The organism is Picosynechococcus sp. PCC 11901, assembly GCF_005577135.1.
Classification (GTDB): Bacteria; Cyanobacteriota; Cyanobacteriia; order Cyanobacteriales; family MRBY01; genus MRBY01.
On the sequence record NZ_CP040360.1, the window covers coordinates 2,946,214 to 2,962,606 of the forward strand.

General features: G+C 51.2%; 16 protein-coding genes. 10 read left to right on the forward strand and 6 right to left on the reverse strand.

The window, feature by feature from the left end; genetic code table 11:
* Nucleotides 1-3: 3 nt before the first annotated feature.
* Nucleotides 4-180: a hypothetical protein gene (locus FEK30_RS16790; protein WP_012307791.1), complete on the reverse strand. Its 177-nt coding sequence runs from the start codon at nt 178-180 to the stop codon at nt 4-6.
* Nucleotides 181-385: 205 nt separating this feature from the next.
* Here FEK30_RS16790 and FEK30_RS15190 point away from each other — a divergent pair, with 205 nt between their 5' ends.
* The 4 genes from FEK30_RS15190 to rodA all read left to right on the forward strand — a co-directional run bounded on the left by FEK30_RS15190 (nt 386) and on the right by rodA (nt 3,876).
* Nucleotides 386-706, forward strand: a complete 321-nt coding sequence (locus tag FEK30_RS15190; RefSeq protein ID WP_012307792.1) for a 2Fe-2S iron-sulfur cluster-binding protein — start codon at nt 386-388, stop codon at nt 704-706.
* 67 nt (nt 707-773) lie between these two features.
* A complete protein-coding gene (locus tag FEK30_RS15195; RefSeq protein WP_012307793.1) occupies nt 774-1,310 on the forward strand; it encodes a DUF2062 domain-containing protein in 537 nt (178 codons plus the stop codon).
* A gap of 93 nt (nt 1,311-1,403) precedes the next feature.
* Complete coding sequence (locus FEK30_RS15200; protein ID WP_138073642.1) at nt 1,404-2,549, forward strand: quinone-dependent dihydroorotate dehydrogenase; 1,146 nt, start codon at nt 1,404-1,406, stop codon at nt 2,547-2,549.
* A gap of 64 nt (nt 2,550-2,613) precedes the next feature.
* On the forward strand, nt 2,614-3,876 hold the full coding sequence (gene rodA / locus FEK30_RS15205; protein WP_181445666.1) for a rod shape-determining protein RodA: 1,263 nt from the start codon (nt 2,614-2,616) through the stop codon (nt 3,874-3,876).
* On the opposite strand, the gene FEK30_RS15210 is transcribed toward rodA, so the two are convergent.
* On the reverse strand, nt 3,873-5,102 hold the full coding sequence (locus FEK30_RS15210; RefSeq protein ID WP_138073643.1) for a methionine gamma-lyase family protein: 1,230 nt from the start codon (nt 5,100-5,102) through the stop codon (nt 3,873-3,875). The genes rodA and FEK30_RS15210 overlap by 4 nt on opposite strands.
* Before the next feature lie 407 nt (nt 5,103-5,509).
* On the opposite strand from FEK30_RS15210, the gene FEK30_RS15215 reads away from it, so the two are divergent.
* Entirely contained in the window at nt 5,510-6,343 is an 834-nt protein-coding gene (locus tag FEK30_RS15215; protein ID WP_041443588.1) for an acyl-CoA desaturase, read from the forward strand.
* Nucleotides 6,344-6,742: 399 nt separating this feature from the next.
* Nucleotides 6,743-7,801: a photosystem II D2 protein (photosystem q(a) protein) gene (psbD, locus tag FEK30_RS15220; RefSeq protein ID WP_012307174.1), complete on the forward strand. Its 1,059-nt coding sequence runs from the start codon at nt 6,743-6,745 to the stop codon at nt 7,799-7,801.
* A gap of 81 nt (nt 7,802-7,882) precedes the next feature.
* Here the strand turns inward: psbD and FEK30_RS15225 are convergent, their stop codons facing one another.
* Entirely contained in the window at nt 7,883-9,337 is a 1,455-nt protein-coding gene (locus FEK30_RS15225; RefSeq protein WP_138073644.1) for a carotenoid oxygenase family protein, read from the reverse strand.
* A 126-nt stretch (nt 9,338-9,463) separates the two neighbouring features.
* Between FEK30_RS15225 and FEK30_RS15230 the strand changes: the two genes are divergently transcribed.
* Nucleotides 9,464-10,768, forward strand: coding sequence for an ABC transporter substrate-binding protein (locus tag FEK30_RS15230; protein WP_138073645.1), 1,305 nt, complete (start codon nt 9,464-9,466; stop codon nt 10,766-10,768).
* Nucleotides 10,769-10,848: 80 nt separating this feature from the next.
* Here the strand turns inward: FEK30_RS15230 and FEK30_RS15235 are convergent, their stop codons facing one another.
* Nucleotides 10,849-11,346 (reverse strand): pentapeptide repeat-containing protein, encoded by a 498-nt coding sequence (locus FEK30_RS15235; protein WP_030007289.1) that lies wholly within the window; start codon nt 11,344-11,346, stop codon nt 10,849-10,851.
* 122 nt (nt 11,347-11,468) lie between these two features.
* Between FEK30_RS15235 and trpD the strand changes: the two genes are divergently transcribed.
* Together trpD and FEK30_RS15245 are read left to right on the forward strand one after the other, a co-directional pair.
* Nucleotides 11,469-12,503, forward strand: a complete 1,035-nt coding sequence (gene trpD / locus FEK30_RS15240; RefSeq protein ID WP_138073646.1) for an anthranilate phosphoribosyltransferase — start codon at nt 11,469-11,471, stop codon at nt 12,501-12,503.
* Between the two features lie 106 nt (nt 12,504-12,609).
* Nucleotides 12,610-13,212 (forward strand): hypothetical protein, encoded by a 603-nt coding sequence (locus tag FEK30_RS15245; protein WP_138073647.1) that lies wholly within the window; start codon nt 12,610-12,612, stop codon nt 13,210-13,212.
* 21 nt (nt 13,213-13,233) lie between these two features.
* Here FEK30_RS15245 and FEK30_RS15250 read toward each other — a convergent pair whose 3' ends face one another.
* Nucleotides 13,234-14,496: a pentapeptide repeat-containing protein gene (locus FEK30_RS15250; protein ID WP_138073648.1), complete on the reverse strand. Its 1,263-nt coding sequence runs from the start codon at nt 14,494-14,496 to the stop codon at nt 13,234-13,236.
* 129 nt (nt 14,497-14,625) lie between these two features.
* Nucleotides 14,626-15,924: a glutamate-1-semialdehyde 2,1-aminomutase gene (hemL, locus tag FEK30_RS15255; protein WP_030007293.1), complete on the reverse strand. Its 1,299-nt coding sequence runs from the start codon at nt 15,922-15,924 to the stop codon at nt 14,626-14,628.
* A gap of 226 nt (nt 15,925-16,150) precedes the next feature.
* On the opposite strand from hemL, the gene FEK30_RS15260 reads away from it, so the two are divergent.
* Nucleotides 16,151-16,393 (forward strand): 2Fe-2S iron-sulfur cluster-binding protein, encoded by a 243-nt coding sequence (locus FEK30_RS15260; RefSeq protein ID WP_012307806.1) that lies wholly within the window; start codon nt 16,151-16,153, stop codon nt 16,391-16,393.

Here is a 16,393-nt window from a genome sequence, read left to right on the forward strand (position 1 = left end):
AATCTAAATCAGATCATAACGGTGACAAACCATCGCAAACACCGCCGCCATCAGGGTAATCCCCAAGGCGATCGCCGGATGTTGCCCCTGGCCCACCGCAAAGGAAGTGGCCACCCCAGCCCCTAAACCAGCTACAAGGCCAGCTTGGATATAGTCTTTTTTAGTATTGCCGTTATACATAGGAATTAATCTTGAAATGGACGAATTAAAGCGTTTTAAAAGGATTTTCCAATGGGAATTTCGCCCTTCAAATTAACACCCGAACTTTGCGGCCTCAGCGACCACGCAATTAAGGTTTAGATTTAGCGACATTTCTTAATAAGCGCGGCGATCCTTTAAAATATGTAGCGAAAGAAACCTTAAAATAATTGTTAAAATCCCCCCTATGACCACCTCCTATAAAGTAGAGATTAAACATCGCGGCAACACCTACACCATCGACGTTCCAGAAGATCAAACAATCCTCGATGTTGCCCATGCCAACAATATTGATCTCCCCACCTCCTGTGGTGCTGGGGTTTGTACGACCTGTGCGGCACTGATTACCGAAGGCAGTGTCAGTCGTGAAGAGGGGATCGGGCTTTCTCCTGAGCTACAAGACGAAGGCTATGCACTGCTCTGCGTTGCTTACCCCCGTTCTGACGTCAAGCTAGAATCAGATAAGGAAGAAATGGTCTACGATCGCCAATTTGGTAAGAGCGCCTAAGTTCTTTCTCCACTTCAACCCATCCAATTCGGGGAGTGATTCCCCATTTTTTTTAGCTGAGATCCGTATGGTTACTGTGAAACCGCTGCCTCACAAACAGTTCAAGTATGTATTGTCCCGTTGGCGTCGTTGGATCCGGTATTGGTACCTCAAAGTGTTACGGCAAGAAGGCACGCCAGAGGCGATCGCCAGGGGTTGGGCTTGCGGGGCATTTGCCGGGAGTTTTCCGCTTTTCGGTCTCCAGACAATCATTGGTCTACTTCTGGCCACGGTTTTTAATGGCAACAAACTGACGGCAGCGGCGGGCACCTGGGTGAGTAATCCCTTGACCTATGTGCCCATTTTTTACTTCAACTTCCAGGTGGGAGAAGTGCTACTCCAACAGCCGATCACCTTTGATGAAGCCCAGCTAGAATCCTGGTCTGACTTGAGTCTGGCGGGGATGAATTTTATCAGCACCCTATTTATCGGCTGTACGGTGGTTGGTGTGGGTTTGGCGGTAGCGGTCTATTTCCTCTCTCTCTGGCTAATATATCGTTGGCGATCGCTCCGGGCGACCCGGCAGTTCCAGCGGCGGCAACCTCCCCATGACCATCATCGATAGAAAATTAATTAATCAACATCTCAAGGATTTTCCTGGGGCCTCGTTCCCCGACAAGCGATTCCTCAAGCCAACATTTTTTTTCTTCCCAAGCCCATGGCATTCCTGAACTTTGCAAAACCCGGTTATCCCCTCGTCCTGGCGGCATTTAAGGACAATCCAGAACAGGGACACCGTCAACTCATTAACGCCCTCCATTGGTTGGAGCGATCGCCGGATTTGCTTTGGAGTCGCCTGGCAAAGGAGCAGATGGTCGCGGAATTTTGCGTCCAAGATCCGCGCTTAAGTCAGACCCTCTGGGGCCTCGATTTTCCGAATCCGGTGGGACTTTCGGCGGGCTGTGATAAAGATGCAATGGCGGCAGGGATGTGGTCGCGCTTTGGTTTCGGGTTTGCGGAAATGGGCGCAGTGACGCTCCATGCCCAACCGGGAAATCCCCTACCAAGGCTGTTTCGTTTACCTGCTGACCAAGCGGCCCTTAATCGTTTGGGGGCCAATAATCTAGGGGCCGCCGTGATGGCGAAAACCCTAGGGGAAAGTTGGCAAATCGAACCCCGCACCATTCCCATCGGCATTAACCTCTGTAAGTCAAAGGTGACGCCCCTTGAGGCCGCGGCCCAGGATTATCTGGGGAGCTTTGAGGCATTGCAAGCGGTGGCCGATTACTTTGTGGTGAATGTGAGTTCTCCCAATACTCCAGGCTTGCGATCGCTCCAAGGTGGGGAACAAATTCAACCGATCCTTGAAGCACTTCAGCAAGCCAATCACAAACAACAGCCGATTTTTATCAAAATTTCTCCGGATCTCGACTGGGAGGCGATCGCCAATATCGTAAAAATTGCCCAGGACTATCAACTTGCTGGGATTATTGCCACCAACACCACCACCAGACGGGACGGCCTCAAGACCCAAATCCTCGAAAAAACTGGCAATCCCGTCACCGAGGAAGCGGGGGGGATCAGTGGCGCGCCTGTGCGTCAACGTTCCACTGAAGTAATTCGTTTTATCTACGAACAAACCCAAGGCAGCTTGCCGATTATCGGTGTTGGGGGGATTTTTACCGCTGACCATGCCTGGGAAAAAATTACGGCTGGCGCGAGTTTGTTGCAGCTTTATACGGGCTGGATTTACAAAGGCCCTTGGATTATCCCCAATATCCTCCGGGGTCTGTTGGAAAAATTAGAGACCCACAATCTCAATCACATTTCCGAGGCGATTGGGATGGCCAACAAGCGCAACTAGCAAATTACTGTTGACTGCCATCTGTCTATGGCAAGATAGGAGTGATTTTTTCGGACATGATTCTATGTTTCGTCGCTCCCAACGTCGTCATCCGTTCAAGACTTATATTGCGGAACCCCTGGTGAATGCTTTAGCCCCCTGGTGGGGGATCGATTGGTGGCTCATGACGGTCACCGTTGGCCTCACGATCTTGGCTGGTCTGGCGATCCGCAGTGCCCAGCTCAATATTGGTTCGACGGACTGGTGGCAACATTGGGTCACTGGTGGTGTGGGTCTAGGGGTTTGTTTGGCGATCGCCCGTTCCCGTTACCAAACGATGATTGTCGGCCATTGGTTAGTCTATGCCCTGAGTATTCTGTCCCTGATCGCTGTGTTGTTCATTGGGGTGAGTGCCAACGGTGCCCAGAGCTGGATTAATGTTGCGGGCTTCCACGTGCAACCCTCGGAATTTGCCAAGGTGAGTTTAATTCTTTCCCTGGCGGCGACTCTCCACCAAGATACGGCGGCACGGTTGCCCATGTTACTAAAGGTGTTTATGATTGCGGCGATCCCTGGCAGTCTAATTTTGCTCCAGGATCTTGGCACCTCGCTAGTTTTCGGGGCGATCACCCTGGGGATGCTCTACTGGGCCAATGCCAATTTTGGCTGGATTCTCCTGATTATCTCGCCCATTGTGTCGGCTATTTTGTTTGGGGTTGCTTTTCCCGTCTGGCTGATTTGGTTTGGCTTAATGGGCCTGACGGCTTGGTTAACCCTCCCTTGGCGCTGGCTCGGCACCGTTGGGGCAATGGCGGGCAATGCGATCGCCGGGGTCGGGGCTGGCATCCTCTGGAATATGCTCCAACCCTACCAAAAAGACCGTCTCACCCTTTTCCTCAATCCAGAGCAGGATGCCCTTGGGGGCGGCTATCACCTCATCCAATCGCGCATTGCCATTGGCTCTGGTCAACTATGGGGCACGGGTCTTTACCATGGCTCCCAAACCCAGCTTAACTACGTCCCGGAACAACACACGGACTTTATTTTTTCGGTGGTTGGCGAAGAATTAGGCTTTATGGGGGCGATCGCCGTGATGTTTTTATTTTGGCTGTTGTGCCTACGCCTGATCCGCATTGCCTGCAAAACCGAGGATAATTTCGGTTCCCTGATCGCTGTCGGGGTGCTGTCGATGGTGTTGTTCCAGGTCTTGATTAATGTCGGTATGACCATTGGCATTGCGCCCATTACCGGGATTCCCCTCCCCTGGCTGAGCTATGGTCGATCCTCTCTCCTCACCAATTTCATCGCCATTGGTCTGGTGCAGTCCGTCGCCAACCGTACCCCCTAGAGATCCCTGAAGGCATCTAGTACCGCTTCGAGGGCGATCGCCGCATGGGTGAAATGGGTGCCCCCCTGGCAAAAGACAACATAGGGCTCCCGCAGTGGCCCATCCGCCGATAACTCCGAAGTACTGCCATCAATAAATGTCCCCCCAGCCATCACTAAATCACTGGCATAACCGGGCATTGGTGCTGGCACCGGATCGAGGTAAGAACCGATGGGTGAAAATTGTTGCCAAGCCCGACAAAAGGCCAACAATTTCTCCGGAGAACCCAAGCGAATCGCCTGAATTACATCCTGGCGTTTTTCTAGGGGATTGGGCTGCACCTCATAGCCCAGGTCAGCAAACACCGTGGCCACCAAATGAGTGCATTTCACAGCTTCAGCTACCATCTGGGGTGCAAGAAATAATCCCTGATATAACAGCCGATTTTGATCATAGGTTGCCCCCCCGTGACTCCCAATGCCCGGTGCCGTAAGCCGACAGGCCGCTTTTTCAACCAGATCTGCTTTACCCGCTAGATAACCGCCGCCCGTGACAATGGTTCCCCCCGGATTTTTGATGAGTGATCCCGCCATGAGATCCGCGCCTACGGCGGTGGGTTCCTGGGTTTCGATAAATTCTCCATAGCAATTGTCCACAAAGCAAACGGTGTCCGGATTTTGGGCTTTGACAATTTCAACAATGCGCTGAATTTCTGCTGTAGACAAACTTTTGCGCCAGGAATAGCCACAGGAACGTTGTATTAGAGCCAAACGAGTTTCTGGGCGAATTGCGATCTTGAGGGCCTCCCAATCGATTTCTCCCGTGGGGGTGAGTTCTAACTGCCGATAACCAATGCCAAATTCTGCCAGGGAACCTTGACCTTCCTCCCGCAAACCAATCACTTCCTCAAGGGTGTCATAGGGGGCACCCGCCACGGCGAGCATTTCATCCCCTGGGCGCAAGACACCGTACAAGGCAGCGGCGATCGCATGGGTTCCTGAAACCAACTGCACTCGCACCAGAGCCGCTTCTGCACCCATCACCTCCGCGTAAACCTGATCGAGGGTATCCCGCCCCAGATCCCCGTGGCCATAGCCGCTGACACTGCTGAAATGGTGGACGCCTACCCGGTATTTTTGAAAGGCTCCCAAAACTTTGCGGAGATTGGTTTGGGTTTGTTGGTCAATGGTTTGGAAGGTGGGGGTCAGGGTGGCGATCGCCCGGCGAACAATCTCAGCAGAATTCATAAAAAAACGAACAGCAAAAAATTAAGAGCGAGCCAATCATACCAAGCCCCAAACTTCTAACCTAGGGAATGGACGCCCCGATAATTCCGCGCTAAAATTCAGCAAATCTTGATTAAATTCGTAAATAAATGTTAAATTTAAATCTGATTTAACGAAGAAAATACCCGGTTACATCTAAAAGTAAAGTTTAGAAAACACCCAAGCGCTATTTCAGCCCAAAGTTCCGAATTTTCAAGATTTTTGTGCTTCGCTTTGAAAGACTTCTCCGACGATAGGCACCGTCTTTCTAAAGTGTTCTTATCTTCCCTTTGCTGAGCCGTGCTTGTGTTTATCATGTAGGACAGTGGAAAAAATACGGAGCCTCCGCATACCATGTCCCACAGTACAATTTCCAGAAAGGATATTTCATGACTGTTGCCACTTCCCAAAAACTCCCCCTAGATTGGACAACGATTATCTACTTCAGCTTGATCCATCTAGTCGCCCTCCTTGCCTTTTTACCCGGTAACTTTAGTTGGCAAGCCGTGGGCGTCTTTTTATTGTTTCACTGGATTACCGGTGGCATTGGAATTACCCTAGGGTTCCATCGCCTCGTGTCCCACCGTAGCTTTGAAGTACCAAAGTGGCTTGAGTATTTCTTGATTTTCTGTGGCACCCTCGCCTGTCAGGGGGGGCCGATTGATTGGATTGGGCTACACCGCATCCACCACAAACATTCTGACAACACACCCGATCCCCATGACTCGAACAAAGGCTTCTGGTGGAGTCACATCGGCTGGATGCTGTTTGAAATTCCTGCCCGTGGCGACATTGATCGCTACATCAAAGATATCAAAGACGATCCTTTCTACAATTTTTGCCAAAAATACATGGTTCTCATCCAGGTGGCCTTGGGTTTAGCCCTTTATGCCTGGGGAGAAGCCTGGGTCGGTAACGGCTGGTCTTTCGTGATTTGGGGCGTGTTTCTCCGCCTTGCCGTGGTTTTCCACTGTACCTGGTTTGTGAATAGTGCCACCCATAAATTTGGCTATAAAAGCCATGAGTCCAATGACCACTCCAAGAACTGCTGGTGGGTTGCCCTTGTCACCTACGGCGAAGGTTGGCACAACAATCACCATGCCTATCAATATTCCGCGCGCCATGGCCTCAATTGGTGGGAAATTGATATGACTTGGATGACAATTCGTTTCCTACAAGCCTTGGGATTGGCCAAAAATATTCGTCTCGCTCCGGCTAAGTAACAAAAATAACGACCATCCTGGAAAGTTAAGTTGTTGTAGATGTCCTTTGAAAAGGGGGCATCTTTTTATTTTTTTGGCAAGACTCATTACTTCTTGGATATTGAAGAATCTATGCCGCCCCAAAGCCCCGCTCCAACGCCGTGAACAGCGGTGTCATTTAGGGGCGAGATCAAGGCAATTTCAAGGGTCTTAGGGGAGTGAGGGCGGCAAAAATATTTGGCAAAATCAGCCTTTATCCCCTAAAATAGGTTATTAAGAAAGGTAAACTTTTCTCACATTTGTCTAGATTCACTATCATTTTTTGCCTAGAACCTAGACGAAAGTAAGGTGTTTCATCAAGTAAACACCCGAAATTATATGTAATTTTTTGTTGCTTACTATTTTGGAGACTTCGTCCTTATGACTATTGCAGTCGGACGCGCGCCCCAGGAACGAGGCTGGTTTGATGTCCTCGATGACTGGTTGAAGCGAGATCGATTTGTCTTCGTCGGTTGGTCCGGTATCCTCCTGTTCCCCTGCGCCTTCATGGCTCTCGGTGGCTGGTTGACTGGTACCACCTTCGTTACTTCTTGGTACACCCACGGATTAGCATCCTCTTATCTCGAAGGGTGTAACTTCCTGACTGTTGCTGTATCCAGCCCTGCTGACAGCCTCGGTCACTCCCTCCTTTTCCTCTGGGGCCCCGAAGCCAACTGGAACTTTGCCCGTTGGTGCCAACTCGGTGGACTCTGGAGCTTTGTTGCCCTCCACGGTGCTTTTGGTCTGATCGGCTTCATGCTGCGTCAGTTTGAAATTGCCCGTTTGGTGGGTATCCGCCCCTACAATGCGATCGCCTTCTCTGGCCCCATCGCGGTATTCGTCAGTGTATTTCTGATGTACCCCTTGGGTCAGTCTAGCTGGTTCTTTGCCCCCAGCTTTGGCGTCGCTGGTATCTTCCGTTTCATTCTGTTTTTACAAGGTTTCCACAACTGGACCCTGAACCCCTTCCACATGATGGGTGTTGCAGGGATTCTCGGTGGTGCGCTGCTCTGTGCGATCCACGGTGCAACGGTAGAGAACACCCTGTTTGAAGACAGTGACCAAGCGAATACCTTCCGCGCTTTTGAGCCGACCCAGGCAGAAGAAACCTACTCGATGGTGACCGCGAACCGTTTCTGGTCTCAGATTTTCGGGATTGCGTTTTCCAACAAGCGTTGGTTGCACTTCTTCATGCTGTTTGTGCCGGTGACTGGGCTATGGATGAGTTCTGTGGGGATTGTGGGTTTAGCATTGAACCTGCGTGCCTATGACTTTGTATCCCAGGAAATCCGCGCGGCGGAAGACCCCGAATTTGAAACGTTCTACACGAAGAACATTCTGTTGAACGAAGGTATGCGTGCATGGATGGCACCGCAAGACCAAATTCACGAACAATTTGTATTCCCTGAAGAAGTTCTACCCCGTGGTAACGCGCTCTAAGAACATTTTTCAAAGATTCAATTGTTTAGCCCTTACCCTCCAACTTGGAGGGTTTTTTCTTGGAACTTTTACTTCGGAATTTTAAAGAGCGGGCTGCCATTTGCCATGGAAGCTGGGGGGAATAATTTCAGGAAATTCTAGGATACAAAGGGGTTCAGCCTCTAGGCGATCGCCACCGTAGATTCTGAGTTCACTCCGGTTAGCTGGGGCATTAAAGACAACAGTTAAGAGCCAGATTTCATCGGGATTCTGGGGATTTTGGACGGGGATGGGTTCGGAGGGGTAATGGTTGGCGCCCATATCTGCCATGGTGAAGGTTTCTGTACGGTGGTCAAAGGCGGCGATCGCATTAATGATCTCGTGACCAATATCTGATTCTCGGCGGTGGACACCCATAAAGGTTTTGGGCCAAGGCTGCCCGGTGTGAGATTCGAGGGTAATCGGAAATTCACAGGAGCGATCGCAAATTTCGTAGGCTTCGATGACCTTGGCTGTTTTCGGTGCCAGTCGGTAGCGCCAGAGGGTGCCCTTTGTATAGGTTTGAATTTTGCCCTGGGGAATTTCCACAAACTGCTGGTTGCTGGCAAAATCCGGAAACCGCACCATTTCCAGCACAATTTCGCCATGATCATCAACATAGCCATTGGTAAAATGCCACTGGAACCAAGTCTCCTGTTGGCAAAAGCTGATCGGTTGGAGGGTATGGCGATCAATGATCACAATCGTCGTTCCCAGTTCTGGCCGCCATTGAAGGGCATCGCTAACGGTTTTTAGGCCCAATAGTGTCGGCACCAGCTGCAAGCGCACCGGCGGAATACAAAACACGAGGTAATCTCCGGCCAAGACAAAATCATGCACCAGCGGCAATCCTTTTAAGCCTGGTACAGAAAAATGAGTCTGCTGTGAAACTTCGCCCTGGGGGTGACAACGGTAAAGCTGGAATGTCGCCTTGGGGCCGAAGGTCACGCCAAAATTGTAAATTTCCCCAGTTTCAGGCTGGATTTTGTGGTGGGCCGAAAAGGTATCGCTAGAGTGGGCAAAGCCAAGATCCATCTCTCCCAAGGTTTTAAGAGTCTGGGCATTGAGGCCATAGGGTTTCCCCCCTTCCCACAGGGCTAAAAGGCGATCGCCCAGGGGCAACACAGAAGTATTAGCCGAATTTTTGGCGGGTTTCCCCCACCGCTGCCAAATTTTTCCCGGCGCGAGGGTGCCGTAGTTGGGATAGAGTAAGGTTTCTGCTGCTGCTTCCTGCTGAAAGTAGGGGGTTTCTACATAGCGATATTGGGCCTGGGCACCTGCTTCTGTAAAGTACACCCCTAGAATGCCACCATCGCCGTCAAACCAATGGCCCATGGCTTGCCCTCCCCGTGTCAAACGTCCGGGGCCATTGCGGAACAAGCTCCCCCGCAATCCTGGTGGAATTGCCCCCTCTAGAACGGGCAGAGGCGTTAAATCAAACGGTTGGGCGGGGTTCGCAAAAAGTCGTGACCAAGCCGGTTGGGTCGATAGTTGTGGAGAATTTGGCGCAGCAACCATAGTCAGTTTTACCCTCAAGCAATGTTAACTATTGTAAATCGCCCTCTCCCCTTTCTTGGGGTTGCATCCTGGGGTTTGTGCATAAAATGAGGGAGATTTTAATCTTTTTTTGAAAAAATCTGAACCATGCAAACATCGAAATTTAATTTGACGATCGCCCTTTCCCTGGTGGCGATCGCAACCTTCACCGGAGCCTGCCAAGACACCACTGCCCCCACCGATGGCAACGGCGAAACCAGTACAAATACTGGTACTGAGGGCCTGAAGTTAGGCTCCCTGACGCCAACCACTGGCGACCTTTCCTCCATTGGGCAAAATATGCCGATCGCCGTAGAACTGGCCGTGGAGACGATTAACGCTTGCGGGGGCGTCAATGAGCAACCCGTTACCCTCATCCAAGAAGATTCCCAAACAGACCCCACCGCCGGAGGAGCAGCGATGACAAAGCTGGCGGAAGTCGATAGAGTCGCCGGGGTTGTGGGGGCCTTTGCCAGTAGTGTGTCTAGTGCCGCTGTTGATGTTGCGGTGCGAAACCAAGTGATGCTCGTTTCCCCCGGCAGTACCAGTCCTGTGTTTACAGAACGGGCCGCGAATGGTGATTTCGATGGCTATTGGGCTAGAACTGCGCCCCCCGACAGCTACCAAGCCCCTGCTTTGGCTGTTTTAGCGCAAAAACAAGGCTTTGAACGGGTTTCTACCGTGGTGATTAATAACGATTATGGTGTGGGCTTTGAGCAAGAATTTATCAAAGCCTTTGAAAACCTTGGGGGCACCATTGTCAACAAAGATAATCCGGTGCGCTATGACCCGAAAGCCGCCACCCTCGATAGTGAAGCGGCAGCCGCTTTTGCCGGGGAACCCGATGCCGTCCTTGGGGTGCTCTACGCAGAGACTGGTAGTTTATTGCTCAAAGCCGCCTATGAACAGGGCTTGAGCGAAGGGATCACTGTTCTATTAACCGATGGCGTCTACAGCGAAGACTTTACCCAACAGGTAGGTACGACCGCCGCTGGTCAGTCAATTATTGCGGGGGCTCTAGGGACGGTTCCCGGTGCGGATGGCCCGGCCTTAGAAGCTTTTACAGCTCTCTGGCAAGAAAAAACAGGTAAGGAGGTTACGGCCTATGTGCCCCATTCCTGGGATGCGGCGATCGCCATGATGTTGGCCGCCGAAGCAGCGGATGTGAATACTGGCGAAGGCATTAAAAATTACCTCCGGGAAGTTACCAGTGGGGACGGCCAAGAAGTGAGTGATCCCTGTGAGGCGATCGCCCTTGTCCGCGAAGGCCAAGCGATTAACTACCAAGGTGCCAGCGGGAACGTTGACTTTGATGAAAATGGTGACGTGGCTGGAAACTACGACGTTTGGACCGTTAATGAAGATGCCAGTCTCTCGGTGATTGATACCGTTAACCCCCTAGAAGCCCTCTAGGGTTATCTGGAATACAACATAAAAAAGGGGGAGCATTTCCCCCAGTTCATCCCCATGAAAATCGAATGTTCGGGCTTTGATTAACAACCCAAAGAGTCAGCCGTGGCAATGCCCGTCACCGGATTAACCCCTGTGGCGGCGGCACAGAGCTTTTTCTGTTGTGGCCCATCTAACACGGCAAAACTGAAATCTGCGCCATCAATCTTGGCATTCTCAAAGGTAGATCGCAGGAGAATCGCCTCCACAAAAATCGCATCGGTCAAATCGGCCCCAGTAAACTTGGAGAGATAGGCGATGCCATTGGTAAAATCGGCCCCGTGGAGGTTGGTCGTTTCCAATAACGTGCTGTTAAAAACAGCCCCCCGGAGATCACTGCCGCTTAAATCTGCGTTGGTAAGGTTCACCTGGGAAAATTCAACCCCCTGGAGGTTTTGCCCCGCAAAATTGCTGCCGGCGAGATCTTCACTGTCGATCGCCGACCGGGATGTGGCCGCAGGACTGGCCCCGTAAGCCGGTGTCCCCCAACAAAGCCCGAAAATGACGAAACCTAAAACAACAATGCGCGCTAAAACCTTCATAACCCTCAACTCGCCTGACATTTAACAAAATTTTTCCAAAGGATATTCTAAAAGATTCTCGGAAAGGGAGGAAATCCGATAGAGTTTTTGGAAAACCTCTCTAGCACGTTTGCCTCGAATCTATGACAACTCCAAATTGGTCTGCTCTCCTCCAACAACTCATCAATGGCGAATCCCTAAGCCAAACCCAAGCCTCTCAACTCATGGAAGGTTGGCTACAAGAGGCGATTTCTCCAGCCCTATCTGGAGCTATACTTGCGGCCCTACAAACAAAGGGGGTTTCGGCTGATGAGCTGACGGGGATGGCCCAAGTCCTCAAAGCCCAATCCCGGCAACAACAGCTGTTAAGCCATGGGCAACCGGTGATTGATACCTGCGGCACCGGGGGAGATGGTTCTTCTACCTTTAATATTTCGACGGCGGTGGCCTTCGTGACAGCAGCCGCTGGGGTCAAAGTTGCCAAACATGGTAATCGCTCAGCTTCGAGCAAAGTCGGCTCTGCGGATGTTTTAGAAGCCCTAGGGGTCAACCTTGGCGCTCCTACGGAAAAAGTCCATGGGGCCCTTGATGCGGTGGGCATTACGTTCCTGTTTGCCCCTGGCTGGCATCCAGCGATGAAAAGTGTGGCCCCGATCCGCCGCGAACTCAAGATTCGCACGGTGTTTAATCTGTTGGGGCCGTTGGTCAATCCCCTCCAGCCCACAGGCCAGATTATTGGTGTTTATGATTCGCAGTTTATTGAACGGATGGCCCAAGCGCTCAATCAACTGGGAACCCCTAAGGCGATGGTGCTCCATGGTCGGGAAGGCTTAGATGAAGCGGGTCTTGGGGATAAAACGGATTTGGCCCTTGTGAATGGTGGTGCAGTCATGACTAGCGTTTTAGATCCCGTCACTTTGGGTTTAACGCCTGTTTCCTTGCAAGCGTTGAAGGGCGGCGATGTGCCTGTAAACCAGGAGATTTTAACGAATATTCTCCAGGGGAAAGGAACCCAGGCCCAACGGGATGCGGTGGCTTTGAATGCGGGGTTGGCGCTCCAGGTGGCGGAAGTGGTGCCTTGGGGGGATCATCTCGCGGGCGTTCAAAAAGCTCAAACGGTAATGGCTAGCGGGGCAGCTTGGGACAAACTCCAGACCTTAGTCAATTTCTTAAAATAATTTTTATGGCGATCGCCGCCCTAGAAAATCTAGCGCCAATGGTTGTGACTACCACAGTTAAATTTTCACCGGAAAACCATATACCAAGGATGAATCCCTTTTTTTTATGACTGCCCAAGCCGACATTTTGACCCGTGCTGTTCTTTTGAATTCGCAGCGGCGACCTACCCCAGAGGCCCTCACGGCACAGTTGCTTGGCCTGGAAAAAACAGCAAAACGGGAGAAGCGGACTTATCCTTTTGTGTCTCTCTTGGGTACCTGGCAGCTCACCTTTATTACGGGCACCAAAAAAGCCCAAAAACAAGCGGGAAAAGTGCTGGGTCAGGGACGTTATTTACCCCAGTGGGTCACGGTGGCGATCGCCTATGACGCTCTGACGGATCAAGACTCAACAACGCCCTGGCAGCGGGGCAGCGTTACTAACAACGTTCACTTGGGGCCACTGCATTTATCCTTAACTGGCCCAGTGAAATTTCAGGCTCAGAAGCGGCTACTGGCTTTTGACTTTACCCAACTCACCGTAAGCTTGGGTGGTTTGAGGCTTTATCGAGGCCAAATCCGGGGCGGTGAAACGGCCAGGCAAGATTTCTACGCAACAACCATTGGGAAACAGGCCTTTTTCAGTTACTTTTACGTCTCCCCCGATGTGATTGCGGCCCGTGGTCGTGGCGGTGGTTTAGCCCTCTGGGTTAAAGCTGAAACGAGTTAGACAGTTACTTTTACGGCTAATTTAACGGCCCAACTTATTTGGAATTCCCTCGCAGCCCCCAGGAACCGTGGCCCGACTTTTTTCGCCGCACCAAGCACAGCAATAATAACGTAGCTCTTCACTCATGCGCTTTACGTTTGTAAAGTCAACATTTTCCACCACAGCCCCCGTATATTCGCCAGTGCGGTAGTTGGGTAACTTTGCTTTAATGCGGGGACTCGCCGTTTCAAAGGGGCCATAAAAGAAAATTGTGCCTTTCACGTCCGCCAGCCGCAGATTTGCATCCACCAAAATGGTGCGAGAAAGATTTGCCCGGACTAGGTCGCAGTTTTGTAAGTTCGCCCGGACTAAATTGGCTTCACTGAGCTCTGTCCAGCGCAGATCCATGTTGGCGAGATTTGCCCCTGCCAGCATTACCCCTAAATCGATCACGCGGACGCCCCATTCTCGGTCTTCGGCATAGCTACCCGTGCCATCGAGGATCGCACGCCCCAAACGACCATCCCGCTTCAGGGGGGTCAAAAATCGGGATTGGGAAAGAAATCGCAGAATTTTTGCTTTCCCACCAGCATCGACACTGCTCAAAATGGCGGCGGTTCTCCCTTCGGCGATCGCCCTTTCTTGGGGCCAGTCTTCTAAAAGTCCTTCTTCGTTCAGGGCGAGGTCAGAAATCCCTTGGAAATAGGTGTCAATGGTTTGCTGCTGGGTAATGCGGTTTTGTTGGATGGTCAAATCACGGGAGATCACGTATTGTTCCCAGGCGACATAAACGGCCAGCACAGCAATCATAATTTGCCCCAAAGCCCCTACCCAGTCCGCCCAGGAGCCAAATTCATCCCAGACAATCTGGTTGAGCCAATGGCTCACCAATCGATAAAAACCGAGAAATCTCAACAAACTGGCGATCGCCACCACAAAAGCCACTACGCCAATGAGGGTGCGACGTTCTTCAGGGGTCAAAAAAGTCCCTAGCCAATTTTTCAGGGAAGGCAAAATAATCCGCAGCGAGAGTAAGAGGGTGACGAGGGTGCCGGATAGTCCGAGCCAAAGCCAATGGCTTAATAACCCCAACATCGTCACGGCGATCGCCGTGACGATGAGCCAAGGACTACCAGGATCAATTTTGCGCAGATAAAAGTGCCGTGCCGCCAAATCCGAACGGGGTGGTGGAATTTTTACCGGTTGAGATCCCGCCTGCTCCGAGGCCGTTGTTAATTCAGATTCGGGAGACTTTCCTTCAAGCTCAGTCCCCTCAGGCGATGGATTTGGTTTCCCTTGGCTCATAAACCCCTGAAAACAGAATTTTTAAGCAATTGTAGCGGATTCATCCCCTCGCGATTCCCAGAAAAATTCCCCCTTTCGTGACAGAAAGAGGGAACGCTATATCTCAAAAATAGAACCGAAATTTAGGCTTTAGAGATTATTCAAGACCACTTTAGCTGCGGCCAAGGTTTTTTCAATATCTTCATCGGTGTGGGCAAGGGAGGTAAAACCAGCCTCAAACTGAGAGGGGGCGAGATAAATTCCCTGTTCCAACATCCCACGGTGATAGCGGCTGAACTTGTGTAAGTCCGATTTCTTCGCATCTTCGTAATTACGGACAGGTTCTCCCGTGAAAAACATGCCGAACATACCACTGATGTTACCACCCGTGACTTCATGACCCGCTTCCCGGGCAATGCTCAACAAGCCATCAATTAACTTTTTCGTGATGGTTTCCAATTGCCCGTACATACCAGGACGTTGGAGTAATTCAAGGGTTTTAATGCCCGCTGTCATCGCCAAGGGGTTCCCTGAGAGGGTGCCTGCTTGGTACATCGGCCCCGCCGGAGCCACCATGGACATAATGTCTTTGCGGCCACCATAGGCTCCTACAGGCAGCCCCCCACCAATCACTTTACCCAGAGTGGTGAGATCCGGTGTTACCCCAAATTTTTCTTGGGCACCACCATAGGAAATTCGGAAGCCCGTCATCACCTCATCAAAAACCAGTAAGGCGTCATGTTCTTTGGTAATTTCCCGCAATCCTTCGAGGAAACCGGCATCGGGAACCACAAACCCAGAATTACCGACCACAGGCTCTAGGATCACCCCGGCAATTTCACCGGGATTTTCTGCGAATAATTTTTTGACCGCTTCAAGGTCGTTATAAGGGGCAGTCAATGTGGCGGCAGTGGTGGTTTTGGGCACACCAGGAGAATCAGGTAAACCGAGGGTTGCCACCCCAGATCCGGCCTGCACCAGGAACATATCAGCATGGCCGTGGTAGCAACCTTCAAATTTGATGATTTTTTCTCGCCCCGTGAAAGCTCGCATCAAACGTAACACCGACATGCAAGCTTCCGTACCGGAATTCACAAAGCGCACCATTTCAATGCTGGGAACTGCATTGATCACCATTTCAGCCAAGATATTTTCTTTGAGGCAAGGGGCACCAAAGCTTGTTCCTTTTTCGAGGGTTTCCCGGAGTGCTGCATTAACTTCATCATTGGCATGGCCGCAGATGGCTGGCCCCCAAGTGCCCACATAGTCAATGTACTCGTTGCCATCGACGTCCCAAACGCGGGAGCCTTTGACGCGATCAAAAACAATGGGCTGTCCGCCAACGGATTTAAAGGCCCGCACCGGGGAACTAACACCACCAGGCATCAGCTTTTGGGCGGCACTAAAAATCTCTTCGGATTTGGTTGTGTTTAAGGCTGTAGTCACCAAACGTTTTCTCCTTGTCGCAAATTTTCTTAAAGCTTATTTTTGTTAAAATGAGTGGCTCTGATGGCTTTGTGGAAAGCATCCCAATGCAGGGAGCCATTATAACGGATTATCATTTTACGCAGTAACGGTCCCTAAAATGTTTTCCGCTGGAATTCTTTTCGCCTGTGGTTAGTGGGGATTTCCTAGTTTAGTTTATTGTCTTCAACTCCTGGAGTTTTACGCTTTTATGTCCGCGATCGCCGTTCACTTTATGCCCAATGATGTTACCGTCACCGCCACCGCAGGGGAACCGATGATCGAAGTGGCGCGGCGGGCTGGGGTGGCGATCCCCACAGGCTGCTTGATGGGCTCATGCCATGCTTGCGAAGTGGAATTAGACGATGGTACAAATCTCTGCGCTTGCATTAGTGGCATCCCTGGCGATCGCCCTGAGATCACCATTCATCTCTTCAGTGACCCCGTTTGGTAA